The 22,792-nt window shown below is 67.1% G+C and carries 11 protein-coding genes and 1 other RNA gene; 1 reads left to right on the plus strand and 11 read right to left on the minus strand.

What is annotated here, in order from left to right; genetic code table 11:
* Nucleotides 1-132: 132 nt before the first annotated feature.
* The gene (locus EO141_RS12185) at nt 133-3,069 is read right to left on the minus strand and encodes a TonB-dependent receptor (protein WP_119127561.1); all 2,937 of its coding nucleotides are present in this window, start codon (nt 3,067-3,069) and stop codon (nt 133-135) included.
* A gap of 139 nt (nt 3,070-3,208) precedes the next feature.
* Nucleotides 3,209-6,679 carry a LamG-like jellyroll fold domain-containing protein gene (locus EO141_RS12190; RefSeq protein WP_127169321.1) on the minus strand — a complete coding sequence of 1,157 codons (3,471 nt, stop codon included), beginning with the start codon at nt 6,677-6,679 and terminating at the stop codon, nt 3,209-3,211.
* Between the two features lie 219 nt (nt 6,680-6,898).
* Here EO141_RS12190 and EO141_RS12195 point away from each other — a divergent pair, with 219 nt between their 5' ends.
* Nucleotides 6,899-8,863 (plus strand): glycoside hydrolase family 97 protein, encoded by a 1,965-nt coding sequence (locus EO141_RS12195; protein ID WP_127169322.1) that lies wholly within the window; start codon nt 6,899-6,901, stop codon nt 8,861-8,863.
* Between the two features lie 308 nt (nt 8,864-9,171).
* Here EO141_RS12195 and EO141_RS12200 read toward each other — a convergent pair whose 3' ends face one another.
* The 9 genes from EO141_RS12200 to cysD all read right to left on the minus strand — a co-directional run bounded on the left by EO141_RS12200 (nt 9,172) and on the right by cysD (nt 22,711).
* Entirely contained in the window at nt 9,172-10,686 is a 1,515-nt protein-coding gene (locus tag EO141_RS12200; RefSeq protein ID WP_164739185.1) for a carboxylesterase family protein, read from the minus strand.
* The gene (locus tag EO141_RS12205) at nt 10,683-11,594 is read right to left on the minus strand and encodes a TrmH family RNA methyltransferase (protein ID WP_104648901.1); all 912 of its coding nucleotides are present in this window, start codon (nt 11,592-11,594) and stop codon (nt 10,683-10,685) included. The genes EO141_RS12200 and EO141_RS12205 overlap by 4 nt, the downstream gene beginning before the upstream one ends.
* Nucleotides 11,595-11,916: 322 nt before the next feature.
* Nucleotides 11,917-12,459: a GNAT family N-acetyltransferase gene (locus EO141_RS12210; RefSeq protein WP_119131058.1), complete on the minus strand. Its 543-nt coding sequence runs from the start codon at nt 12,457-12,459 to the stop codon at nt 11,917-11,919.
* Between the two features lie 17 nt (nt 12,460-12,476).
* Nucleotides 12,477-12,553, minus strand: a non-coding RNA gene (locus EO141_RS12215) — sX9 sRNA.
* 117 nt (nt 12,554-12,670) lie between these two features.
* The gene (locus EO141_RS12220) at nt 12,671-15,346 is read right to left on the minus strand and encodes a M1 family metallopeptidase (RefSeq protein ID WP_127169324.1); all 2,676 of its coding nucleotides are present in this window, start codon (nt 15,344-15,346) and stop codon (nt 12,671-12,673) included.
* Nucleotides 15,347-15,499: 153 nt separating this feature from the next.
* The gene (locus EO141_RS12225; RefSeq protein WP_119131056.1) at nt 15,500-18,625 is read right to left on the minus strand and encodes an efflux RND transporter permease subunit; all 3,126 of its coding nucleotides are present in this window, start codon (nt 18,623-18,625) and stop codon (nt 15,500-15,502) included.
* Nucleotides 18,622-19,707, minus strand: coding sequence for an efflux RND transporter periplasmic adaptor subunit (locus EO141_RS12230; RefSeq protein ID WP_104583681.1), 1,086 nt, complete (start codon nt 19,705-19,707; stop codon nt 18,622-18,624). The genes EO141_RS12225 and EO141_RS12230 overlap by 4 nt, the downstream gene beginning before the upstream one ends.
* Before the next feature lie 119 nt (nt 19,708-19,826).
* Nucleotides 19,827-21,803, minus strand: coding sequence for a sulfate adenylyltransferase subunit CysN (gene cysN, locus EO141_RS12235; RefSeq protein WP_127169325.1), 1,977 nt, complete (start codon nt 21,801-21,803; stop codon nt 19,827-19,829).
* Complete coding sequence (gene cysD, locus EO141_RS12240) at nt 21,803-22,711, minus strand: sulfate adenylyltransferase subunit CysD (protein WP_104583683.1); 909 nt, start codon at nt 22,709-22,711, stop codon at nt 21,803-21,805. The genes cysN and cysD overlap by 1 nt, the downstream gene beginning before the upstream one ends.
* Nucleotides 22,712-22,792 lie beyond the last annotated feature (81 nt).

The following is a 22,792-nucleotide window of genomic DNA, read 5'->3' on the forward strand; positions in this document are numbered from 1 at the left end:
GCGGTCAGGCGTACTGCAGCGCCGCAATCAACGGCGACGGGAAGAAAGCGCAATGACCGCCTGGAGAGTGACAACAGCGAAACATGTGCGACACGGCGCGGGGTGCGCCATGTCGCACAACGCACAGCCGGATCAGAAGCGCAGACGCAGGCCGGCGTAGTAACGACGCTCGAAGATGTTCTGGTCGTAGTAGTGGTTGGTCCACTGCGCGTAGCGCCGCTCGCTTTCGCCGGTCAGGTTGGTTGCCTGGGCGTACAGGGTCAGGTGGTCGTTGACGTCGTAGCTGAAGGACGCATCGAGATAGCCGACGTCGTCGTTCCAGATCGCCAGCTCGTCGCCCCACGCACCGCTGTTGACCTGGCTGAAGCGCTTGCTGCGCCAGTTGTAGGCCACGCGTGCCTGCAACTTGTCCTTCTGGTACCACAGCACCGCGTTGGCCTGGTGCTTGGAATTGTCGCCGATCGGCAACGTATTGCCTTGGATATCGGTGTTGTCGGTGTCGGCATCGGAGAAGGTGTAGTTGATGTTGGTACCGAAGCCACTCAACCAGCCGGGCAGGAAGTCGAAGGCCTGTTGATAGCCGACTTCAAAGCCCTTGATCTTGCCGCCGCCGCCATTGACGATGCGCTCCACCGGGCCGCCCAGCCGCGCCACGCCATCGGCGTCGGGCAACAGTTCGATGTTGGTCACCGTGGTGGGGAACGACTTCACGTCGATCAGGAACGCACCCACGCTGACCAGCGACGCATCGGAGAAATACCATTCCCACGAGGCGTTGTAGTTGGTGGCGCGATACGGATCGAGATCCGGGTTACCGGACCGGCCATTGAGGAACAGCACCGCATCCGAGGGCAACGCAGGGTTGCGCGGCGGCGTGCCATTGACCGCGTAGAAGCTCACCAGCCCGCGCCCGAGATCGGGCAGGTCCTGGCGCGCCACCGCCTTGTTGTAGGCAAAGCGCAGCTTCTGCGCGTCGGTGATGTCCAGCGACAGGTTGGCGGTGGGCAGCACGTCGGTGTACTGACGGTTCAGGCGATTGGTGCCGATCGCCGGGCTGACGCCGTTCCATTCAACGTTGCCGATGAACACGTTGCCGCTGCTCAGGTACTGGTCGATCGCCAGCTTGGTCTGCACGATGCGCGCGCCGATGTTGGCCGTCCACGGCACCGCGCTGCCGGTGCCGCCTTCCAGGTTTGCCAGGAAGTACGCCGCGGTGCTCTTTTCGGTGACCTTGTAGGAATCGGCAGCCTGCTGGTAGGCCACGTTGCCCGGGTACAGGCTGTTGAGGTAGCCCACCGGGTCCTTCATGACCTGCGGGTTGATCGCCGGCAGGCCCTGGCTGCCCAGGCCGGTGACCCTGAGCGGATCGAAGTCGTTGAAGTAGGCCCAGTAACCGGGAATCGAATTGAACGGCAGCAGGCGCGCTTCGGAAACGCCGCTGCAGGTGTCCACGATCAGCGGATCCTTGAAGTAGTAGAGCGAGCGGTTGGGGTCGGCGCAGCTGGTGGACACCGGCGACAGGTAGCGATAGGTGTCCAGCTTGACCTCGCGCTCACCGTAACGGATGCCGAACTGGAAGCCGCGCACCACGCCCTCGTCGAATTCGAAGGTGCCATCGGCGCGGAACGCGTCCATCGTCGCCTCGATCTTGTTGCCCTGCGCCCAGGTCGACATCAGCTGCCAGTTGTCCGGGTTGGACACATCGGTGCCGAGGTTGACCGCCGGATAGGTGCCACGGAAATCCACCGAGGCATCCACCGTCGGCAGGCCATTGGCGTTGGCCCATTGCGTCACGCCGCCGGCGCGGGTGATCTGGTCGCCGCGTGTCACCACCGCATCGGCACGCGCTTCGTCGTAGGTGCGCTGCGCGTCGCCATGCACCCAGCGGAACGAGGCACGGAAGGGGCCACCATCGTCGAAGCGCAGTTCCAGATTGGTGTTGAGCGCGTCCGAGTCGGCGACGCCGGCCATCGAGTGGGCCTGGAAGCGGTTGTAGCGGAACTGGCCGTATTCCAGCACGCCATTGGAATCGACCACCGATCCGGGCTGCAACTGGTTGGTGGCCCAACCGGTGTGCAGCTGCGCGGCGACCGAGGTGTCCTGGTCTTCGAGCTTGGTGTAGGCCGCATCGGCCAGCACCGTCCACGAATCGTTGATGTTGAACTGGAACGAGCCGTTGATGCCGGTGCGCTGGCGGTCGGTGCTGCGGTTGTCCAGCTCGGTGGCGACCCAGTTGTAGAAGTAGTCGCGCGGCAGGTTGGACGGATCGGTATTGCTGCCGATGCGCCCGTCGCCATTGAAATCAAAGCCCACGTTCTGCTCGGTGGATTTCTGCGCGCCATTGGAATACACGCTGGGATGCTTGTTCTCCAGCGTGGCATCGGAGTACGACACCGCCAGCAACGCGCCCCAACGCTCGGTGCGGAAACTGGCCAGGCCCGAGTACAGCTCGTTGAGTTCCTGCACGCGGTCGCCGTAGGAGCCTTCGGCCTGGCCGCTGAAGGTCCAACCTTCGGGCAGGTCGAACGGGCGCCGTGTCTTGAGCGAGACGGTACCGCTGATGCCGCCATCCAGGTCCGCGGCGGTCGGCGATTTGATCACGTCCACGCCGCTGAACAGCGTCGGCGGGATGTCGACGAAATCCGGCTGCGCGCGGCCGATGTTCGGCTGGCCGTACTGGTCGCCGCCACCGGCGCTCAGGTACAACTCTCCGTTCATGGTGGTCTGCACCTGCGGCATGCCGCGGATATTGAGCTGCGAGCCCTCGCCGGCCGAACGCCGGATCTGCACGCCGGGCACGCGCTGCAGCGAATCGGTGATGGTGACATCGGGCAGCTTGCCGATGTCCTCTGCAGAGATCGAGTCGATGATCTGCGCGGCGGTGCGCTTGTTCTCGATGGCCTCGGCCTGCGCGCCGCGCACGCCCTTGACCATGACCTTGTCCAGGTCGGTGACCCCGGCGGCAGCGCTGGCGTCCTGTGCGTTTGCGCTGCCGGCCAGCAGGGTGAGTGCAGCCGCCAGTGCGGCGACCAATGGGGTGTGGCGGGTGTTCGCATGCAGCTTGTTCATGGTCCCCTCCCAGGGATGACGACAATCCACGACCGTTTCGAATGGCATTGCAGCAACGGCAATGCGGTATTGGCTGACGCGCGATCGGCGCATCAGTGCGACCGCCGTGCGGACACGGCGTGGCAACCTGTCGGCGCCGCTACGGAAGCCCGCTGGCGACGCCTGTTGATGGTTCGACATTCCAGCCGCGCACCTGCAGCGTGGCGTTGCGCAGGCTCGCCGCGGACGGGCCGCGAATCTCGATCTCGCGCTGCTCGCCCGGCACCAGGCTGAGGTAGTTGTCGCTGTAGTACGCCGGCAGGATGCGTTGGCCCTGCGCGTCCACCAGGGTCAGCTTGGTGTTGAGCGCCACCTGCTGCGAGGCATTGCGCACGGTGGCGCGCAGCACCGGCTCGGCACCCTCCTGCAGTTGCGTGCTGAGCTGCACCGGCACTGCCGCCAGCGCATCCAGGCCACGCATGGCTGCCGCATCGCGCGCCACCCAGTAGAAATTGCGCGAACGCACGACCGCATCGCGATCGAGCAATTGCAGCCGCACAAAGCCCAGCCCGTTGGTGTCCTTGAGCAACGGCGCCAGTTGCAGCACCGGTGCCGAGACCGCAACGGGCGCGGCGTCCACGGCCTGTTCGCGCTGCTGCAGCAATGCGCCATCGCTGCTGTAGACCTCTGCACGCACGCGCAGGCCACGCACCGGGGCGCTGGCATTGTTGACCACCACCACGTCGTGGCCGGGCAGGTTCATCTGCACATGCAGCATCTCTGCCGCATTGCGCACACCGTAGTAGGCCGCATGGGTGTCGTAGTCGTGGCTGTAGATCTGCCACATGTTGCTGGGCCAGGCCGGATGGCTCATCCACAGCAGGCGCCCGCTGTTCTTGGTCCACAGCTGCGCGTTGAAGCCTTCGAAGATGGCGCGATGGGTGTCGTAGTTGAGCAATTGCGCCTTGCGCTCAAAATCTTCCAGGCTGGTGGGCGCACCAAGCTTGTCGGTGAGCGAACGCATGAAGCTGGCGGTGTCGCCGTTACCGGACTGGTGCCAGTCGTGATAGGCCCAGGCATCGCTGATCGGCCACTGGTCCTGCGCCGCCGGGACGGAGGCCTTGAACGACTCCAGGGTGGAGAACGACGGCGTGCCCACTTCCACCGAAAAGCCCTGTGCCAAGGCGTTGAAGTACCCCACCGGCTCGCGGTAGTTGTACGGGCCGCTGCCCTGCAGATTGACCTGGTTGGAACTGCCGGTGTACCAGCGCGTGCCATCGAGCTCGGCCACCAGCGCATCCAGGCCTTCGTTGAGGATGGGTGCGGGCACGCCTTCGTTGCGGCCGAACCACAACACGATGGACGGATGGTTGCGGAAGCGCTTGATCACCTCGGCGGCATTGTCCAGGAACAGCGCCGCATCGGCCGGCTCCATGTTGTAGTTCTGGGTGGACTGCCAGAAGTCGTTGAGCACCAGCATGCCGTATTCGTCGGCCAGCTCGAAGAAGCTGGCTTCGGTGTTCTGCCCCACCCAGTTGCGCACCACATTGAAATGCGCATCGCGCTGCAGGCGGAAGTACGGCTCCAGCCGCTCGCGCGAGACGCGCTTGCGCCAGTCGTCCATGCCCCAGTTGCCGCCCTTGACGGCAATGCGTACGCCATTGATGCGGATGGCCAGGTAAGGCGCCAGCGCGTCGTCACTCAGCGGCGTGACCGCCGGCGATGCCTGCGCGCCGGGATAGAACGATTGCGCATCGCCTCCGGGCACGGGGCGGATCGCACTGTGGCGGGCATCGACAATGCGTTCACCACGCTGACGTGCCTTGTTGAAATCCACCAGCACGCGGCGCAGCGCACCGTCCTGGTCGAACAGCGACAGTTCGTAACCGACTTCGCGAATGCCAAAGCGCAGCTGCTGCGTGTCCGATGGCGTACCGGCCACCTCGACGCTGGCCTGCAAGGTATACAACGCAGGCTCGCCATAACCGTTGGGCCACCACAGGCGCGGATTGGCGATGACCAGCTGCGGCGTATCGGCGGCGCTGAGCGTGAGCGTGGTACCACCGGCCGGCACGTTGACCTGCCGCTGGATGCGCACATCGCCGATGGCCAGTTGCAGGGTGCCCTGCACCGCCGCGGTACTGTCGTTGCGCAATGGCACGCTGATTTCAAGCTCGGCACGCCGGTGATCCGGGGCCAGCCGCGTCGTCACCACCCGGGTGTCGCCAAGCGCCAGCGGCCCGGTGGCGTGCAACTGCACGTCCTGCCAAAGCCCGGCATTGCGATCGCGTACCGCCGGAATCCAGTCCCAGCCTTCGCTGGCGATGAAGGTCGGCCCATCCAGCGCCTGCACACCGCCATTCTCGCCCACGCCTGCGGTCATCGACTGCTCGTGCGCGATGCCAGGATGCGGCGGCGGCGAGACACGCACTGCGATGATGTTGCGGCCAGCCTTGAGCTGCTTGCTGACATCGAAGCGGCCGCGTGCGAACGCACCGCGCGTACGCCCGACCTGCGTACCGTTGACCCAGACCTCGCCCGCATAGTTGATGCCGTTGAACAGCAGTTCCAGCCGCTTGCCCTGCGTTGCAGCAGGCAGATCGAAACGGCTGCGGTACCACCAGTCCTGCCGGCTCAGCGATTCGGGAATGGCCATGTTGTTGAGACCGATATCCGGATCCGGATACACGCCCCGATCGACCAGCGTGGTGAGCACCGTGCCCGGCACGGTGGCCGCGTGCCAGGCCGCGGCACCGCCGCTGTCATCACCGCGCGACAGGCTGGCGCCCGTGGCCTGCCCCAGCTCCGGCGCAGCAGCCAGTTCCCACGCACCGACCCGCCATGCCGCCGCATCCAGCGGCTGCAACGCGGGCGTCGGTTGTACCGGCTTGGCGACCGGCGCAGAGAAGGCTGCCGCACTGCGCGGCAGCGTTGCCGGCGGCTGCGGCGCGACCTGGCCAGCCATCTGCTTGACCTGGACCTGCCAGGCCGGCGAGGCGTCTTCGAAACGCTGCAAGGCCTGATCCGGCGCCTTGGCCGCAAGCTGCGCGATGGCCGGCGCCTCCAGTGCAGCGGCGTGTGCGAGGAAACCGGCAATCTCGCCACCGAAGTGCTGCGTATAGGCGGCGGGCTGCTCGCGCGGACCAAACATCAGCACGGGCGCGACCGCGCTCTGGCGTACCGCACCGCTGGCGACCTGACGGCCATTGGCGTACAGCGTCAACCGCCCCGCTTTCGCCACCGCAGCCACCTGCGTCCAGGTCCCCGCAGGCAGCGCCTGCTTGCTGCGCAACACCGTATCTGCGCCCTGCACGAAGGCGAGCCTGCCGTTGTCGATTGCGAAGTAACGCCCGGCCGATTTCGCATCGCCCAGACCGGCGATCAATGCCGGGCCTGCATTCGCGCGCGAGGGACGCACCCACCCGGACACGCTCCAGTCTGCGTCGGCAGCCAGCAACGGCGCATCGGCGGCAAGCTTCTTGGCCAATCCCATCCCGCCCGCCAGTACGCGGACATCGTAGGGACCGGTCGATCGCACATCGACGGGCGCAGCCTCCACTGCAGCCCAAGCCATGCAACCACACACCAGCCACAGCGCTCCACGGCGGAACGCCTTGCGAACCATCAGCATTAGAGGCCTCTCCCAAGCTCTACTGCCAAGCAACGGTACACATCGCGACAACGCAACTGCCAAAACGACGCGTAGCCGCCTTGTCATTGCCTCTGCCGTGATGCCGCCCGTGGCTGCCGCCCCTGTTTCAGCGGCCATGGTGCGAGGTAACGTTACCCCAGCTGGATATCGACGACAACCGTTCTGCGTTAGGGTTGGCGCTCCCAGGAGGAGGGACTCATGCGAAACCTGATCCAGTCCGCAGTACCGGCGGCGTGCGCGTTGCTGTATTCGATCGCGTTGCCTGCATCCGCGCAGCGCCTGCAGGTGCAATCGCCCGACGCACGTACGCAGGTGGAATTCACGCTACGCGAGGGCGGCGTGCCGAGCTATCGCGTGCTGTATCGCAACAAAGTCGTGCTCGACGACGCGCCGCTCGGGCTGGACCTGGGCCGGGCCAACACCCTCGGCAAGGCGATGACGCTGCAAGGCAGCACGACCGAAACGCATGACAGCCGATTCGAATTGCCCGTAGGCAAGACACGTCAGGCGCGCGATCACTATCGTCAATTGCGCGTGCAGTTGTCAGACCCCAAACAGCGGCGCCTGACGGTGGAATTGCGTGCCTACGACGACGGCGTTGCGCTGCGTTATGTGCTGCCCGACGCCGGTGAGGTGCGGATTCGCAACGAACTCACCGGCTTTGCATTCCCCAGCGATTACGCATGCTGGACCTTGAACCTGGGGCGCTTTGGAACCAGCCACGAGGGCGAATACGATGCGATCGCCGCATCCAGATTGCGCCCGCACAATCTGCTGGAGTTGCCGCTGGTCTGCCAGACCGATGCCGGCGGCACCACGCTGGCGATTGCCGAGGCGAACCTGCGCGACTATGCCGGCCTGTATCTCACCGGCCGCGAGGACGGCGGCCTGGGCGTAGCGGCGAAATTATCGCCACGCCTGGACGACCCCACGCTGGCGGTCAGCGTCGATGCCAAAGGCCAGGATTTCGCCACGCCATGGCGGGTGATCATGCTGGGTGACAGCCCGGCCAGCCTGATCGAATCCAACCTGATTTCCGCGCTGAACCCGCCGCCTGCCTTCGATGCGAGCTGGGTGCGCGCGGGCAAATCGGCATGGGACTGGTGGTCCGGCGGGCTGGCCGGCGGCGTGGCGCAGCCGGGCATGAATACCGCCACGATCGAGCGCTATATCGATCACGCGCAGCAATTGAAGCTGCAGTACATGCTGATCGACGACGGCTGGTATGTCGGCAGCACCGGCGATGGCCAGTACAACGTCGATGCCGATATCCGCCGGCCGGTGGAGCAGCTCGACCTGCCGGGCCTGGTGGCTTACGCACGGCAGCGCGATGTCGGGCTGTGGCTATGGGCGCATTGGCGCGCGCTCGATGCGCACATGGACGAGGCACTCGCCTGGTATCAGCAGCTCGGCATCAAGGGCATCAAGGTCGACTTCATGGACCGCGACGACCAGCAGATGGTGGACTTCTACCATCGCCTGCTAGCCAAGGCTGCCGAGCACAAACTGCTGGTGGACCTGCATGGTGCCTATCACCCGACCGGCCTGACCCGCACCTACCCCAATTACCTCACGCAGGAAGGCGTGCTCGGCGCCGAGTACAACAAGTGGACCACGCGCATCACCGCAACCCACAACCTCACGCTGCCATTCACGCGCATGTTGCTTGGCCCGATGGACTACACCCCGGGCGGCTTTCGCAATGTGCGCCCGGCCGAATTCACGATGCAGCACATCGCGCCGCAGGTGATGACCACCCGCGCGCAGCAACTGGCGATGTATGTGGTCTACGAAAGCCCGTTCGCGGTGGTCGCCGACAGCCCGGAGCAGTACGAAAACGTGCCGGCCGCGCAGTTCCTGCGCGATGTGCCGGCAAGCTGGGATGAGACACGCGCACTCGACGGCGCCATCGGCGAGCACATCGCATTGGCGCGGCGCAGCGGCAAGGACTGGTACGTAGGCGCGATGACCAACGAGCAGGCCCGCACGCTGACGGTGCCGTTGACGTTCCTGGGCAAGGGCCGCTGGATTGCCACCATCTACGCCGATGGCCAGGCCCCGACGGACGTACGCATCGACACGCGCCAGCTCACCTCCACCGACAGCCTGCAGCTGCCATTGGCTGCAAACGGCGGGGCTGCCGTGCGACTGCAGAAAAAGTAAGAACAGCCATGCTGATCGCCCCAAGGCAGGCGGATGCCACCCGGTCGCGGCGTCGGTGACGCATGGGTACTCCATCGCCACCCATCCCGTGCAGTAGCTGTCGTCGGTGAGCGTGGCGCAGCCGTGCTGCCATACGTTGGCGATGGCCGGTTACGGGTATCCGTAAGCCTGCGGCGTCACCTGCACCGGCCTGTCGGCGAAATTGCGCGACGGCGGTTTCTACTTCTGCGGGCCGGGCAGCGCACGTTGAGCTGAGTTGAGTTGGCTTGAGTCGATCGCGCGCACCGTTTTTCGGTGCGCGCGATCGATTACGGCAGGTCCACGCCTGCGCACACGTCCGGGCGCGCGTCCTTGAGCGCGTGCACGCCACTGGCGTCGAACTGCAACGCCGCAGGCCCGGGTGCGAACGCAGGCCAGGCCGGCAAGCCCGTGGCATTCGGATTGCCACGCTGCACGAACGCGGCCCAATAGCGTTGCAGGCTCACCGGCGGCTGGCCGATCGGCAGGTCCTTGAACAGGAACGGCAGCTCGGCGCTGTGCGTGACCTGCCCGCCCGGTGCGGCGGTATCGAACACGTAATGCCACACCGGCACGCCGAGTGCGGCCTGATGCTGGGCGACGGTCACCGCCGGGCAACGGAAGGTCAGGTCGGTGGACAGCTGCATCGCCGCATCGCCCTGACGCGCCGCACGCTGCGCCGCATGCGTGCGCTGCGCCTGCAGCACCGCATCGGCCTGCGCGGGATAGTCGCGCCGCAGCCGCGCCTGCGCGCCCTGTTTGCCACCGTATTCCAGCTCCTGCGCCACGTAGCCGATCAACAGCGGCACCTTGGCCTGTGCACCGTCGGCCAGCAACGCGGCCGGCGCACGTGGCAGCACGCGTCCGTCGACGACCGCCTGCAGCCAGATGTAGCCATCGTCATCCAGTGCCGGCACGTCGACGCCCTGCCCGGCCTTGATCAGCTGCTCCACCGGCAACGCACGCAACTGCGCCAGGCGTGTCGCAGCATCCTGAATGCCTGCGCGCCTGGCGATCTCCACGCCCAGCGCGCGATTGTCCTCCAGTGAACGTGCCGGCAATCCGAAACCAGCGGTGCCGCTCTGCTCGATCGCCGCCGAGAACAGGCCACGTGCCAGCGGGCTGAGCATCAGCAAGCCCACGTCCTGGCCGCCGGCCGACTGCCCGGCGATGGTGACCCGCGCAGGATCGCCACCGAATTGCGCGATGTTGCCGCGCACCCACTGCAGTGCGGCGATCTGATCGAGCAGGGCGTAGTTGCCCGCGGCTTGGTTGTCGCCATCGCGCAGTTCCGGCAGCGACAGGAAGCCGAGCGCGCCAAGCCGGTACTGCAGCGTCACCACCAGCACGCCCTGTGCGACCAGGTTGGTCGGCAGGTGGCCGTCGGCGCCGCCGGCCACATTGGCGCCGCCATGAATCCACACGAACACCGGCAGCGGCTTGGCCGGCTGCAGGGTTGGCGTCTGCACCTCGACGTAGAGACAGTCTTCGCTGCCGCGCCTGGCCATCGCATTGTTCCAGCCCAGCGCCGGTTGCACGCATGGGGTGGCGGCCTGGGTGGCATCGCGCACCTCCGACCAGGCCGCCGCCGGTTGCGGCGGCTGCCAGCGCAATGCGCCCAATGGCGGGGCGGCAAACGGAATCGAGCGAAACACCGCACTGCCGTCGTCCTGCCATTGCCCGCGCACCACACCGTGATCGGTGCGCACCTGTGGCGGCGTGGCAGGCGTGGACGCGGCGGCAGCATGCGCGCTGAGGCTCAACGCACAAGCGGCGGCAAGCAGACCGGCACACAGGCGCATCACGGCGTCCCGCCCATCGCACGGGCACGCCAGGCGGCCTGGAACACCGCGGTGGCCGAGGCCACGTTGAGGCTTTCGACCTTGCCGCTGCCGCGGATCGACAACTGCAGGTCGCAATCGCGCGCGAACTGGCGGTCCATGCCCTCGCTCTCCGCGCCCATCACATACACCAGCCGCTGCGGCAGCGCAGCGGCGAACACGTCCTGGCCGCCTTCCACCAGCGTGGCGGCCACCGCAAAACCGGCCTGACGCAGCTGTGCCATCGCCGTTGCCGTCTCGGGCAGCTGCACCAGCGGCACCGCCTCGGCGCCACCTTCGGCCACGCGCGCGGCTGCACCGGACAGCCCCAGCGTGGCGCCGGCAGGCAGCAGCAGGCCGGCCACCCCGAAGTGTGCGGACGAGCGCAAAATCGCGCCGAAGTTGTGCGGGTTGCCCACGCCATCCAGCCACAGTGCCAGCACCGGCCCGGCCGGCAATGCAGCCAGCCAGTCCTGCAACGGCTGCGGGGCGACGCGCAGCACATCGGCCACCACGCCTTCGTGGTGCGTGCTGGCAGCGAGCTTGCTGAGATCGGCCTCCTCGACCACGCGGTAGCCGATGCGCTGGGACACGCACCAGGCCAGCAAGGCCTTGAACTGCGGAATGCGCGCCTGGCTCAGATACAGCTTGCGCACCGCCTCCGGGCGCGCCTTGAACACCGCCTGCACGGCGTTGATGCCGTACAGCCGCAGCTCGCGCGCATTGCCGCCGGACGACGCAGTGACGGCAGGCGTGTCGGCCGCTGCTGCCTGCTGTGCCGGCGGGCGGCCTGCAGGTGCGCGCGGCGCGGCGCGGCCCCAGGGATTGTGCGCGGCGCCGGAGCTGCCGCCATCGCGCGGCGGTCGTGCGCCCCGTCCATCATGCTGTGTCATCGTCGTATCCAAGGTTCGTGTTGCCTGCCGGGCCTGCAGGCACCGTATCGCCCTTCCACCACCCAGCGGTGTTGGTCATCTGCACGCCGATGCAGCCGGCGGTGCAAACGCATGGCGACGATGGTAAGCCACTGGCGCAGCCAGCCGTACACGCGGCAGCGGAAGCATGGCGTTCAAGGCCCGGTAAGGGGCGACTCGGGGTGACCTCGACGCCGTGCAGAACACGCACGGGATCGGCACCGATGTCGGTGATGGATCTGCGCGAATCAGCAGCGCGCAGAACCGCTGGGCCGATGCGTTCGCCGTGGCACGCAGACGCGGCTTACACCAGCGCGGCCGGCCGCCCCACCCGCGCGAACACGCGCAAATCGTGCAATCCATCCGGCTTCATGATCGCGCAGCGGCTGACGCCTTCCTCGACAAAGCCGTTGCGCAGCAGCACCCTGGCCGATGCCGGATTGGTGTCGAGCACGGTGGCCTGGACGCGATGGAGCGGCAGGGCCTGCATCGCCCAGGCCACATAAGTGGCCACGATGCGCGTCATCCAGCCACGGCCCCAGTACGCGCTGCCGATCCAGTAGCCCAGCTCGGCCGAAAAGCGCCGCTCGCCCTGCCCTGGACGCACCGCGATCGTGCCGCAGGCCTGGCCGTCGATCTCGATGGCCAGCACCGGGTGTTGCAGATCGACCACGCGTCCGGCCAGGAACGCCTCGCCGTCGGCGCGCGTATACGGATGCGGAAACCGATCACTCAATCCGCGCGGCACCAACGGGTCGTTGGCGTGCAGCAACAAGGCGCCCAGGTCGTCCTGGCGCCAGCGGCGCAGCACGAAGCCCTCTCCGTGCAGCATCAATGATTCGTCCATCGCTTCGTCCCTGGAGTGGCTGACAAAACGTAACGGGCCATCGCCAGGTGGATACGCAAGGCGCGCCCGGAACCGGAGTGTACGCGTGGCACATGCCGATTCCATGCACCGGCTGCGCGCCTGACGGTGAGCGCAGTCGTTTCGTTTGCCGCTCCGGATCGCGCAGCATCGACACCGTCGATGCTGCGCGATCCGGCCGCAAGCCGGCGACTCAGCGCCTGGCGGTCTGCGCCTGCTTGAGCGCGGCGCACAGGCGGATGGTCTCGCCGGTCTGCGCCATGCCACGGTCGGCACCGCTGAGCGTGGCCAGGCGCGGCTTGAAGAACGCATCCAGGCGGTCGGCTTCTTCCACGCTGCAGCCACCGGACGCACCCAGCGCCGGCAACCCGCCGCCGTCGAACGAGCCGCTGCGCTGCACGATGCGGTCGAAGTTGGCGGTAAACCACGGCCACATCGACGCGTGCGAGGTCTCGTAACTGTGGCCGCGTGTCAGCAGGCTCTTCATCTCGCCCACCTTGATCGCATCGGTCAGCGCGAAATCACGCACCTGTGTGAGTAGCGCCGGGTCCTGCACCGCACCCAGGGCGGCGATCATGGCGTTGCGCTGCGCCGGGTCGGCGTGCGTGCGCAGCGCAGCGATCAAGGCCTGCACCGCCGGTGCGCCGCGCTCCTGCGCGGTCACTGCCAGCGCAGTGCCGAGCAGATCCGGATTGGCCTTGGAAAAGTCCAGTGCGCCGTTGCCGCCAGCCAGTACCGCATCGCCCTGCGCGAGCAGTGCCTGGCGCACCTCCGCGTTCTGCAGGCGCAGCGCGAACAGGCCGGCCAGCGCCGAACGCAAGCTGGTGTCGTCGATCGATTCGCCGCTACGCCGCGTGTAACCCAGCTGACGCAGACGCGGCAGATACGCCTGTTCGGCGGCCTTGCGCAGTACGTCGCGCTGGGCCTGGCTGGTGGCCTGGTAGCGCCAGATCCACACGAAGCGGTTCAGCAGCGCGGTGGACACACCGGCCGACGCGGACGGCGCCAATTGCTCGAGCGCTGTCAGCACCGCGTCGCTGTCGGCATCGCCATGGCGGTAGGCCGCATCGATCGCATCGGCATAGGCCAGCTGTTCGTTGTCGTCGAGCTGGCCGACCTGCTTGCCCAGTGCGGCCAGCTGCTTCTTCGGCAGGCTGAAGCGGTAATAGCCGGCGCCACGCGCATTCGGGAACACCCAGGTGTTCTTGCCGGCGCCGTCCAGCACGATGCTGCTGCTGGCGCCGTCGAGCATCTGGCAGGCGGTACCGACCTGGTCCTTGCCCTTGCCGTACTTGACGCACACCGGCACGCCCCATTGCTGCGCGGCCGCGCCGGTGGAGCCCAGCGGCAGGTAGCGCTGCTGCTGCAGCCTGACCACGGTCTTGCCGCCTTCGCTGGCGAGCTGGGTCTGCAGATACGGCACGCCCGGCTGATTGAGGAAGCTGCGGAATGCGGCCTTGAACTCTTCGCCCTTGCCGGCGGCGGCGGCGATTGCATCGACCAGATCGTCGGCGGTGGCGTTGCCGAATTTATGCTTGGCGATGTAGGCGCGCATGCCTTCGCGGAACACATCTTGCCCGACGAAGGCTTCGAACATCGCCAGCACCGCCGCACCCTTCTGGTAGGTGATGCCGTCGAAGGCGGTTTCGATATCGCCGTTGCCGGTGATCGGCTGGCGGATCTTGCGCGCGCTGACCAGGCTGTCGTTGTCCATCGCATGCTGGGCACCGGCGATGCGGTCCAGATTGGCGCGGTACTCCGGGTGCAGCTGCATGGTGATCTTCTGCTGCATCCAGGTGGCAAACGCCTCGTTCAACCACAGGTCGTCCCACCACTCCATGGTGACGGCGTCGCCGGTCCACTGGTGAGCCAGCTCATGCGCATTGGTATTGAAGGAGCGCTGCACGTTCTCGGCCGGCGAGTCCTTGTCCAGCAACAACAGCCAGTCGCGGAAGGTGACGAACCCGGGGTTTTCCATTGCACCGGCGCTGAAGTCCGGGGCGGCGACCAGATCGAGCTTGTCGAACGGATAGCCGAAGGCGTAATAGTCCTCCAGCGCGGCGATGATCGCCGGGGTCTGGTCCAGCGCCGGGGTGATGCGCGGGCCCTGGCCCTTGGCGGCGATGCCGCGCAACGGGGTCGGGTTGGGGCGCTGCGGGGTGGCCGGCATGGCCGGCACGTCCACCACGTCCCAGGGGCCGGCGGCGTAGGCGACCAGGTAGGTCGGCAGCGGCACGGTCGGGGCGAAGCTCACCGTCTTCCAGCCCTTGCCGGCCGGCTTGGTCGAGGTGGCGATGGTGTTGGCCAGCGCCTGGTCGTCGGTGGGCACGGTCAGGCTGAGGTCGAACGGGGTCTTGAACGCCGGCTCGTCGAAACCGGGGAACGCATAGCGCGCGCTGATCGGCTCCATCTGCGTCATCGCATAGGCCTGGCCCTGGTACTTCACCTGATACAGGCCCTGCAGCTGCTGGTTGAGCGGCGCGCTGTAGACGATGTCCACGGTAAGCGTCTGCGGCTGCAGCGTGCGGCCAAAATCCAGGCGCACCACGCCGGTCTGCGCATCGGCTTGCACGTAGCGTGCGGTCAGCGCCTTGCCCTTGGCCGGCTGGACCGTGGCCTTGCTGACCTTCAACTCCTTGCCGTGCAGCCACAGATGGTCGGAGGCCTGCTTGAGCTGCACGCGGATGCTGGTGCGGCCGCTGAACTCGGCCTGGTCCGGGTCGATCTTGAACGCCAGGCTGTAGCGCTCGGGCACCGCCCAGGTCGGCAGGCGGCCATTGGGGACCGGCTCGCCGGAGGACTGCGCCAGCGCGGTGCCGCAGCACAGCGCAAGGAGAGAGGGAGCAAGCAGGCAGGCAAGACGACGCATTGGCGATTCCGGTCGGGATAACCGCAGGAGTCGACCATAGCCGGGCATGACTGTCATGTGACCTTAGTCATTGCGCAATGACGCGGCGGCTGCGCAGACACCTACACGGCAGGCACGGGCATGGCACTGCGGCCCGTCAGCAGCCTGCCGTGCTCAGGCGTGCCCGCCCACCGACGGCGTCTGCGCCTCCAGGGTTTCCAGCTCGCGCGCCACCGCTTCGGGCGACTTGGTGAATGGCGCGATCAGGCTGTAGAACGCCGGCACCACGTACAGCGACAGCAGCGTGGACAGCGACACGCCGAAGATCACCACCACGCCGATCGTGGCGCGGCTGGCCGAGCCGGGCCCACCGGCCACCACCAGCGGAATCGCGCCGACCACGGTGGCGATCGAGGTCATCAGGATCGGACGCAGGCGCACCGATGCCGATTCCACGATCGCCGCGTGCACGCTGCGGCCTTCGTCGCGTAACTGATTGGCGAACTCCACGATCAGGATGCCGTTCTTGGCCGCCAGGCCCACCAGCATCACGATGCCGATCTGGCTGAACAGGTTGAGCGTGCCGCCGGTGAGCCACAGGCCGACCAGCGCGCCGAGCACCGCCAGCGGCACGGTGAGCATGATCACCAGTGGATGGGCGAAGCTCTCGAACTGCGCGGCCAGCACCAGGTACACCACCAGCAGGGCCATGCCGAAGGTCAGCAATACCGCGCTGCCGGATTGCTGGTACTCGCGCGATTCGCCCTTCCAGTCCACCTGCGCATACTCGGGCAGTTCCTCGCGCGCGGCCTGCTGCGCCCAGGCAATCGCCTCGCCGAGCGGGTAGCCCGGCGCCAGGCCGGCACTGATGGTGATCGCACGCAGGCGGTTGAAGCGATTGAGGGTACCGGCCTCGGCCACTTCGCTGAGCGTGACCAGGTTGGACAGCGGAATCAGCTCGCCACGCGTGGAGCGCACGCGGATGGCGGTGAGGTCTTCCGGCGCCATGCGGCCCTCGCGCCCGGCCTGCAGCATCACGTCGTACTCCTCGCCGTTGTCCACGAACGTGGTGACGCGGCGCGAGCCCATCATCGCTTCCAGCGCGCCCCCGATCGCGGTCACCGGCACGCCCAGGTCGGCCGCACGCAGGCGGTCGATGTTCACGCGCATCTGCGGGCGGGTTTCCTTGTAGTCCGAGTCCGGGCCGACCAAGCCGGGATTGGCTTCCATGCGCTGCAGGATGCGGTCGCGCCACTGCGCGATCTCCGCATAATCCGGCCCGCCCAGCACCAGCTGGAACGGCTGCCCGCGGCTGCGCACCAGGCCGCCGCTCACCTGCGTGCGTGCACGCACGCCGCTGAGCACGTTGAGTTTCTGCTGCAGCTCGTCGGCCACTTCGGTGGTCGGGCGCGTGCGTTGCTCCCAGTCCTGCAGGAACACGCTGACCCGGCCGGTGTGCATCTCCTCGCTGCTGCCGAAGCCGCCGGGCACGCGCGGGTTGGCGCGCACGATCGGCTTGTCCGGGCCCACGTAAGGGCCGAGGATCGCCTCGACCTGATGCATCTGCCCCACGGTGTAATCGAAGCCAGCGCCCTCGGGCCCGTCGATCATGATCTGGAAATTGCCGCGGTCTTCGGCCGGGGCCAGCTCGGAAGGAATGCGGCCCATCAACCACGCGCTGGCGCCCAGCGCCAACAGCATCAGCAGCGCGAAGATCCAGGTGCGATGCACATGCCGCTCCAGCGAGCGCCCGTACGCGCCGGACACCGCCTGCATGCGGCCATCGAACCAGCGATGGAAGCGATTGGGTTTGGCCTGCCCATGCGAGCGCAACAGCTTGGACGACATCATCGGCGTCAGCGTCAGCGCCACGAAGGCCGAGATCGCCACCGCCGCGGCCAATGCCACCGCCAGCTCGCGGAACAGGCGCCCGGTATTGCCTTCCAGAAAGCCCACCGGCAGGAACACCGCCACCAGCACCGCGGTGGTGGCAATCACCGCGAAGGCAACCTGCCCGGTACCGCGCCTGGCGGCCACCAGCGGCGGCTCGCCCAGGTCGATGCGGCGCTGGATGTTTTCCACCACCACGATCGCATCGTCCACCACCAGGCCGATACACAGCACCAGCGCGAGCAAGGTCAGCAGGTTGATCGAAAAATCGAACGCGTACAGCGCGATGAACGCGGCGATCAGACACACCGGCACCGTCACCGCTGGAATCAGCGCCGCGCGTGCGCTGCCCAGGAACACCCAGATCACCACCAGCACCAGCACCACCGCTTCGATCAGCGTGTGGTACACGCGCTCCACCGCCGCATCGATAAACGTCGTGGTGTCGAAGGCGACGAAGATGTTGGTGCCCTGCGGCAGCGACTTCTGTACCTCGTCGGCCTGCGCGCGCGCCTCGCGCGCAACGTCCAGCGCGTTGGCGGTGGAATTGCGCACGATGCCCAGGCCCACATTGGGTACACCGTTGCTCTGGAAGTAGGCGCGGCGCTCGGCCGAGGTCAGCTCCACCCTGGCCACGTCGCCCAGGCGCACCACATAGCCGCCCTCGCCCTTGCTGAGCGGCAGCTTGGCAAAGTCCTCGGGCTTGAGATAACTGCGCTCCACGCGCAGGGTGAAATCGCGCTGCGCCGATTCGATGCTGCCGGCCGGCAGCTCCACGTTCTCGTTCTGCAGCGCCGCTTCCACATCGGCCACGGTGAGTTCACGCGCGGCCAGTTGATCGCGGTCCAGCCAGATGCGCATCGCATAGCGCTGGCGCCCGCCGATACGCACCTGCGCCACGCCGTCCAGGCTGGAGAAGCGGTCCACTACGTAGCGCTCGGCGTAGTCGGACAGCTGCAGCGTGTCCATCGTGCTGGAGCTCATGTTGAGCCACAGGATGGGGTCGGCGTCGGCCTCGACCTTGGAAATCTCCGGCGGCCGCGCCTGGTCGGGCATGCGGTCGGAGACACGGCTGACCGCATCGCGCACGTCGTTGGCGGCCGCTTCCACATCGCGCGACTGCACGAATTCGATACTGATATCGGACGAGCCATTGCGGCTGCGCGCCTCGATGGTCTCGATGCCTTCGATGCCGGCCAGCGCGTCTTCCAGCACCTGGGTAATGCGGCTTTCCACCACCGCCGCCGACGCGCCGGTGTATTCCACATCCACCGACACGATCGGCGGGTCGATCGCCGGCAACTCGCGCAAGGTGAGCCGGGTGAAGGACATCACCCCCAGCACGATCAGCAGCAGGCTCATCACCACCGCCATCACCGGGCGGGTAATGGACAGGTCGGAGAGTTTCATCGGGCTGCCTGCGGGCGCGCCGCTGCCGGTGTCGATGCAGGCACGGGCGCGGCCTGGTCGACCACCTTCAGCCCCGGACGCAGCTTGCCGGTGCCGTCCACCACGATGCGCTCACCGGCCTTGACCCCGTCGAGAATTTCCACCTTGCCGTCGCGGCGCTCGCCCAGGCGCACGTCGGCGCGCTCCACGCTGCTGTCGGGCTTGACCCGGAACACGTAGGACTCGCGCCCCACCTGCACCACCGCAATCTCCGGGATCACCACCGCCTGCCGCGCCGGCTGGAACAGCCGCACATCCAGCAACATGCCCGGGCGCAGCCGGCGATCGCCGTTGGGGAAATCCGCCCGCACCGTCACCGAACGGGTGGTCTCGTCGATACGCGAATCGATCGCCGCCACCACGCCTTCGAACTGCTCGCCCGGGTACGCCGCCGCGGTGCCGTTGACGGTATTGCCGAGCTGCACCAGCCCGAACTGCGATTCCGGCACCTGGAAGTCCACGTACATGCGCGCCACATCGTCCAGCGTGGCGATCACCGTGCTGGAGGTGATCAACGAGCCGGGGCTGATCTGGCGGATGCCGAGCACGCCGGAGAACGGCGCACGCACCTCGCGGTCGGTGATCTCCGCGCGCATCTGCTGCACGCGCGCCTGCGCGGCATCGCGCAGTGCGCGTTGCGTATCGACGGTGGACTTGGCCACCAGCTGCTGGCCAACCAGGCTCAACTGGCGCCGGTACAGCTGGTCGGTTTCCTCGAAGGTGGCCTGGGCCGCGGTCAGCGCCGCCTGCTGCGAGTTGCCGCGCAGCCGCAGCAGCAGCTGCCCGGCCTTGACCTCGTCGCCACTGTCGAAGTTGACCTGCTCCACCACATCGCTCACTGCGGCGGTCAGCGCCACCGATTCGCGCGCACGCACGGTAGCGATCGACTGCACGGTCGAGTTCCAGGGCTGGGTGGTCACCGCCTGCACAGAGACCGGGATGGGTTTGGCGGCGGCCGGCGCGGCGGCCTGACGGCTGCAACCGGCCAGCGTGACGGCCAACAAGAGCGCTGCGCCGAAACGCGCGCTGGGTCGAACAAGCATCAGAACATCCTGGCGGGGTACGTCGAAAGTTTAACGACCTAGCCGCCATGGAGTTGACAGAAAGGGCGTGCTTTGCACCATGACCAAAGACCCTTGCTGTCGTCGGCGCGATGCGCTGGTCAGCGTTCCAAGTCGAGGAACTCGAGCACATGGCGCGCCAGCGCCTCCACGTTCTCACCATCGGCGTGAAGATGGATCTCCGGCGCCTCCGGTGCCTCGTAGGGCGAATCGATGCCGGTGAAGTTGGGAATCTGCCCGGCCCGTGCCTTGCGGTACAGCCCCTTCACATCGCGCGCCTCGGCGACCGCCAGCGGCACGTCCACGAATACCTCGACAAATTCCCCGTCGTCGAACCGCTCGCGCGCCAGTTGCCGCTCGGCACGGAACGGCGAGATGAAGCTCACCAGCACGATCAGGCCGGCATCGGCCATCAGCCGCGCCACCTCGGCCACGCGGCGGATGTTTTCCACCCGGTCTTCGTCGGTGAAGCCCAGGTCGCGGTTGAGCCCGTGGCGCACGTTGTCGCCGTCCAGGATAAAGGTGTGATAGCCCAGCGCATGCAGGCGCTTGTCGACCAGGTTGGCGACCGTGGACTTGCCCGCGCCCGACAAGCCGGTGAACCACAGCACGCGCGGCGCCTGGCCCTTGATGCGCGCACGCGCGGCGCGATCCACATCCAGGTGCTGCCAGTGCACGTTGCCGGCGCGGCGCAGCGCGAACTCCAGCGTGCCGGCGGCCACGGTGGCATTGCTCTGCCGGTCGATCAGGATGAAGCCGCCCAGCACGCGGTTGCGCGCATACGGCGAGAACGCGATCGGCTCGTCCAGGGCCAGATTGCAGTAGCCCACTTCATTGAGCTCCAGCCGCTTGGCGGCCAGCCGCTCCTGCGTGTTCACATCGACCTTGTGCTTGATCTCGCTGATGCTCGCGGTGACGTTACGCGTGCCGATCTTGAGCCAGTACGGGCGGCCCGGCAGCAAGGCGGCATCGTCCATCCACAGCAGATGCGCGGCGAACTGGTCGGCCACTTCCGGCGGGTCGTCGACGGCGGCGATGATGTCGCCGCGGCTGATGTCGATCTCCTCGCGCAAGGTCAACGTGACCGCCTGGCCGGCGCGTGCGCTGTCCACCTCGCCGTTGGCATCCAGCACCGAGGCCACCTGCGTGCGGCGCCCGGACGGCACCACCACCACGGCATCGCCCACGCGCACCTGCCCGGCCGCGATGGTGCCGGCATAGCCACGAAAGTGCTGGTGGGGACGATTGACCCACTGCACCGGCAGCCGGAAGCCGCTACCGGCTTCCGGCGCCTGCACGTGCACGGTGTCGAGATGCTGCAGCAGATGCGGGCCGCGGTACCAGGGCATCCGCGTCGATGGGCTGGACAGGTTGTCGCCAGCCAGTGCCGACAACGGAATGCATTGCACATCGGCAATGCCCAACTGTGCGGCCAGCGCGCGATAGCCCTCGACGATGTCGGCAAACACCTGCGCGTCGTAGTCCACCAGGTCCATCTTGTTGACCGCCAGCACCACGTGGCCGATACCCAGCAACGACACGATGTAACTGTGCCGGCGCGTCTGCGCCAGCAGCCCCTTGCGCGCATCCACCAGCACCACCGCCACATCGGCAGTGGATGCGCCGGTGGCCATGTTGCGCGTGTACTGCTCATGCCCGGGGCAGTCGGCGACGATGAACTTGCGCCGGTCGGTATCGAAGTAGCGGTACGCCACGTCGATGGTGATGCCCTGCTCGCGCTCGGCGGCCAGCCCGTCCATCAATAACGCGTAGTCGATCCCTTCGCCCTGCGTGCCATGCCGGCGGCTATCGCTCTGCAGCGCGGCAAGCTGATCGTCGAACAGGCGCTTGCTGTCGTACAGCAACCGCCCGATCAGCGTGCTCTTGCCATCGTCCACGCTGCCGCAGGTGATGAAGCGCAGCAGCGGCTTGGATTCGTGTTGATGCAGGTAGGCGCCGATGGCGCCGGGAATCGGGATTCGGGAATCGGGAATCGCAAAGGCGTCCTCCTCCGTCGTAACGTCTGCAGCAAACTGCTGTTGCGAATCCCCAATCCCCAATCCCGATTCCCTGCCCATCAAAAATACCCCTCAAGCTTCTTCTGCTCCATCGACGCACCGGGCGCATGGTCGATCATGCGGCCCTGGCGTTCGGAGCTGGTGCTGACCAGCATTTCGGCGATCACCGCTTCCAGCGTGTCTGCGGTCGATTCGATCGCGCCGGTCAGCGGATAGCAGCCCAGCGTGCGGAAGCGCACCGAGCGCAGTTGCGGCGTCTCGCCCGGGTGCAACGGCAGGCGGTCGTCGTCGACCATGATCCAGGCGCCGTCGCGCTCCACCACCGGGCGCGGCGCGGCGAAGTACAGCGGCACCACCGGGATCGCCTCGCGGTAGATGTACAGCCAGATATCCAGCTCGGTCCAGTTGGACAGCGGAAACACCCGCACGCTTTCGCCGGGCCTGGTGCGCGCGTTGTACAGGTTCCACAACTCGGGGCGCTGATTCTTGGGGTCCCAGCGATGCCGCGCGTTGCGGAACGAGAACACGCGCTCCTTTGCGCGCGATTTCTCCTCGTCGCGGCGCGCCCCGCCGATCGCCGCATCGAAACCGCCCTGCTCCAGCGCCTGCTTCAGGCCCTGGGTCTTCATGATGTCGGTATGTACCGCCGCACCGTGGCTGATCGGGCCGACGTCCTGGGCGATACCGTCGGGGTTGATGTGCACGCGCAGGTCCACGCCGGTCTCGGCCGCGCGGCGGTCGCGGAAGGCGATCATCTCGCCGAACTTCCAGCGCGTGTCCACATGCAGCAGCGGGATCGGTGGCGGCGACGGCGCGAAGGCCTTGAGCAGCAGGTGCAGCAGCACCGAGCTGTCCTTGCCCACCGAATACAGCATCACCGGGGCCCGGAATTCGGCGGCGACCTCGCGCAGGATATGGATGCTTTCGGCCTCGAGCCGATCCAGGTGTGACAGCGGCAACAGGGTCATCGGGGTGTCGTGGGCGTCGGCGGGGCAGACCAGCCGATGGTAGGGCAAGGCGCCGCAGTGTGTGGCGCCGGCCGCCCGCAC

It is taken from the genome of Xanthomonas sp. BRIP62415 (assembly GCF_003993515.1).
GTDB classification, from domain to species: Bacteria; Pseudomonadota; Gammaproteobacteria; order Xanthomonadales; family Xanthomonadaceae; genus Xanthomonas; species Xanthomonas euroxanthea.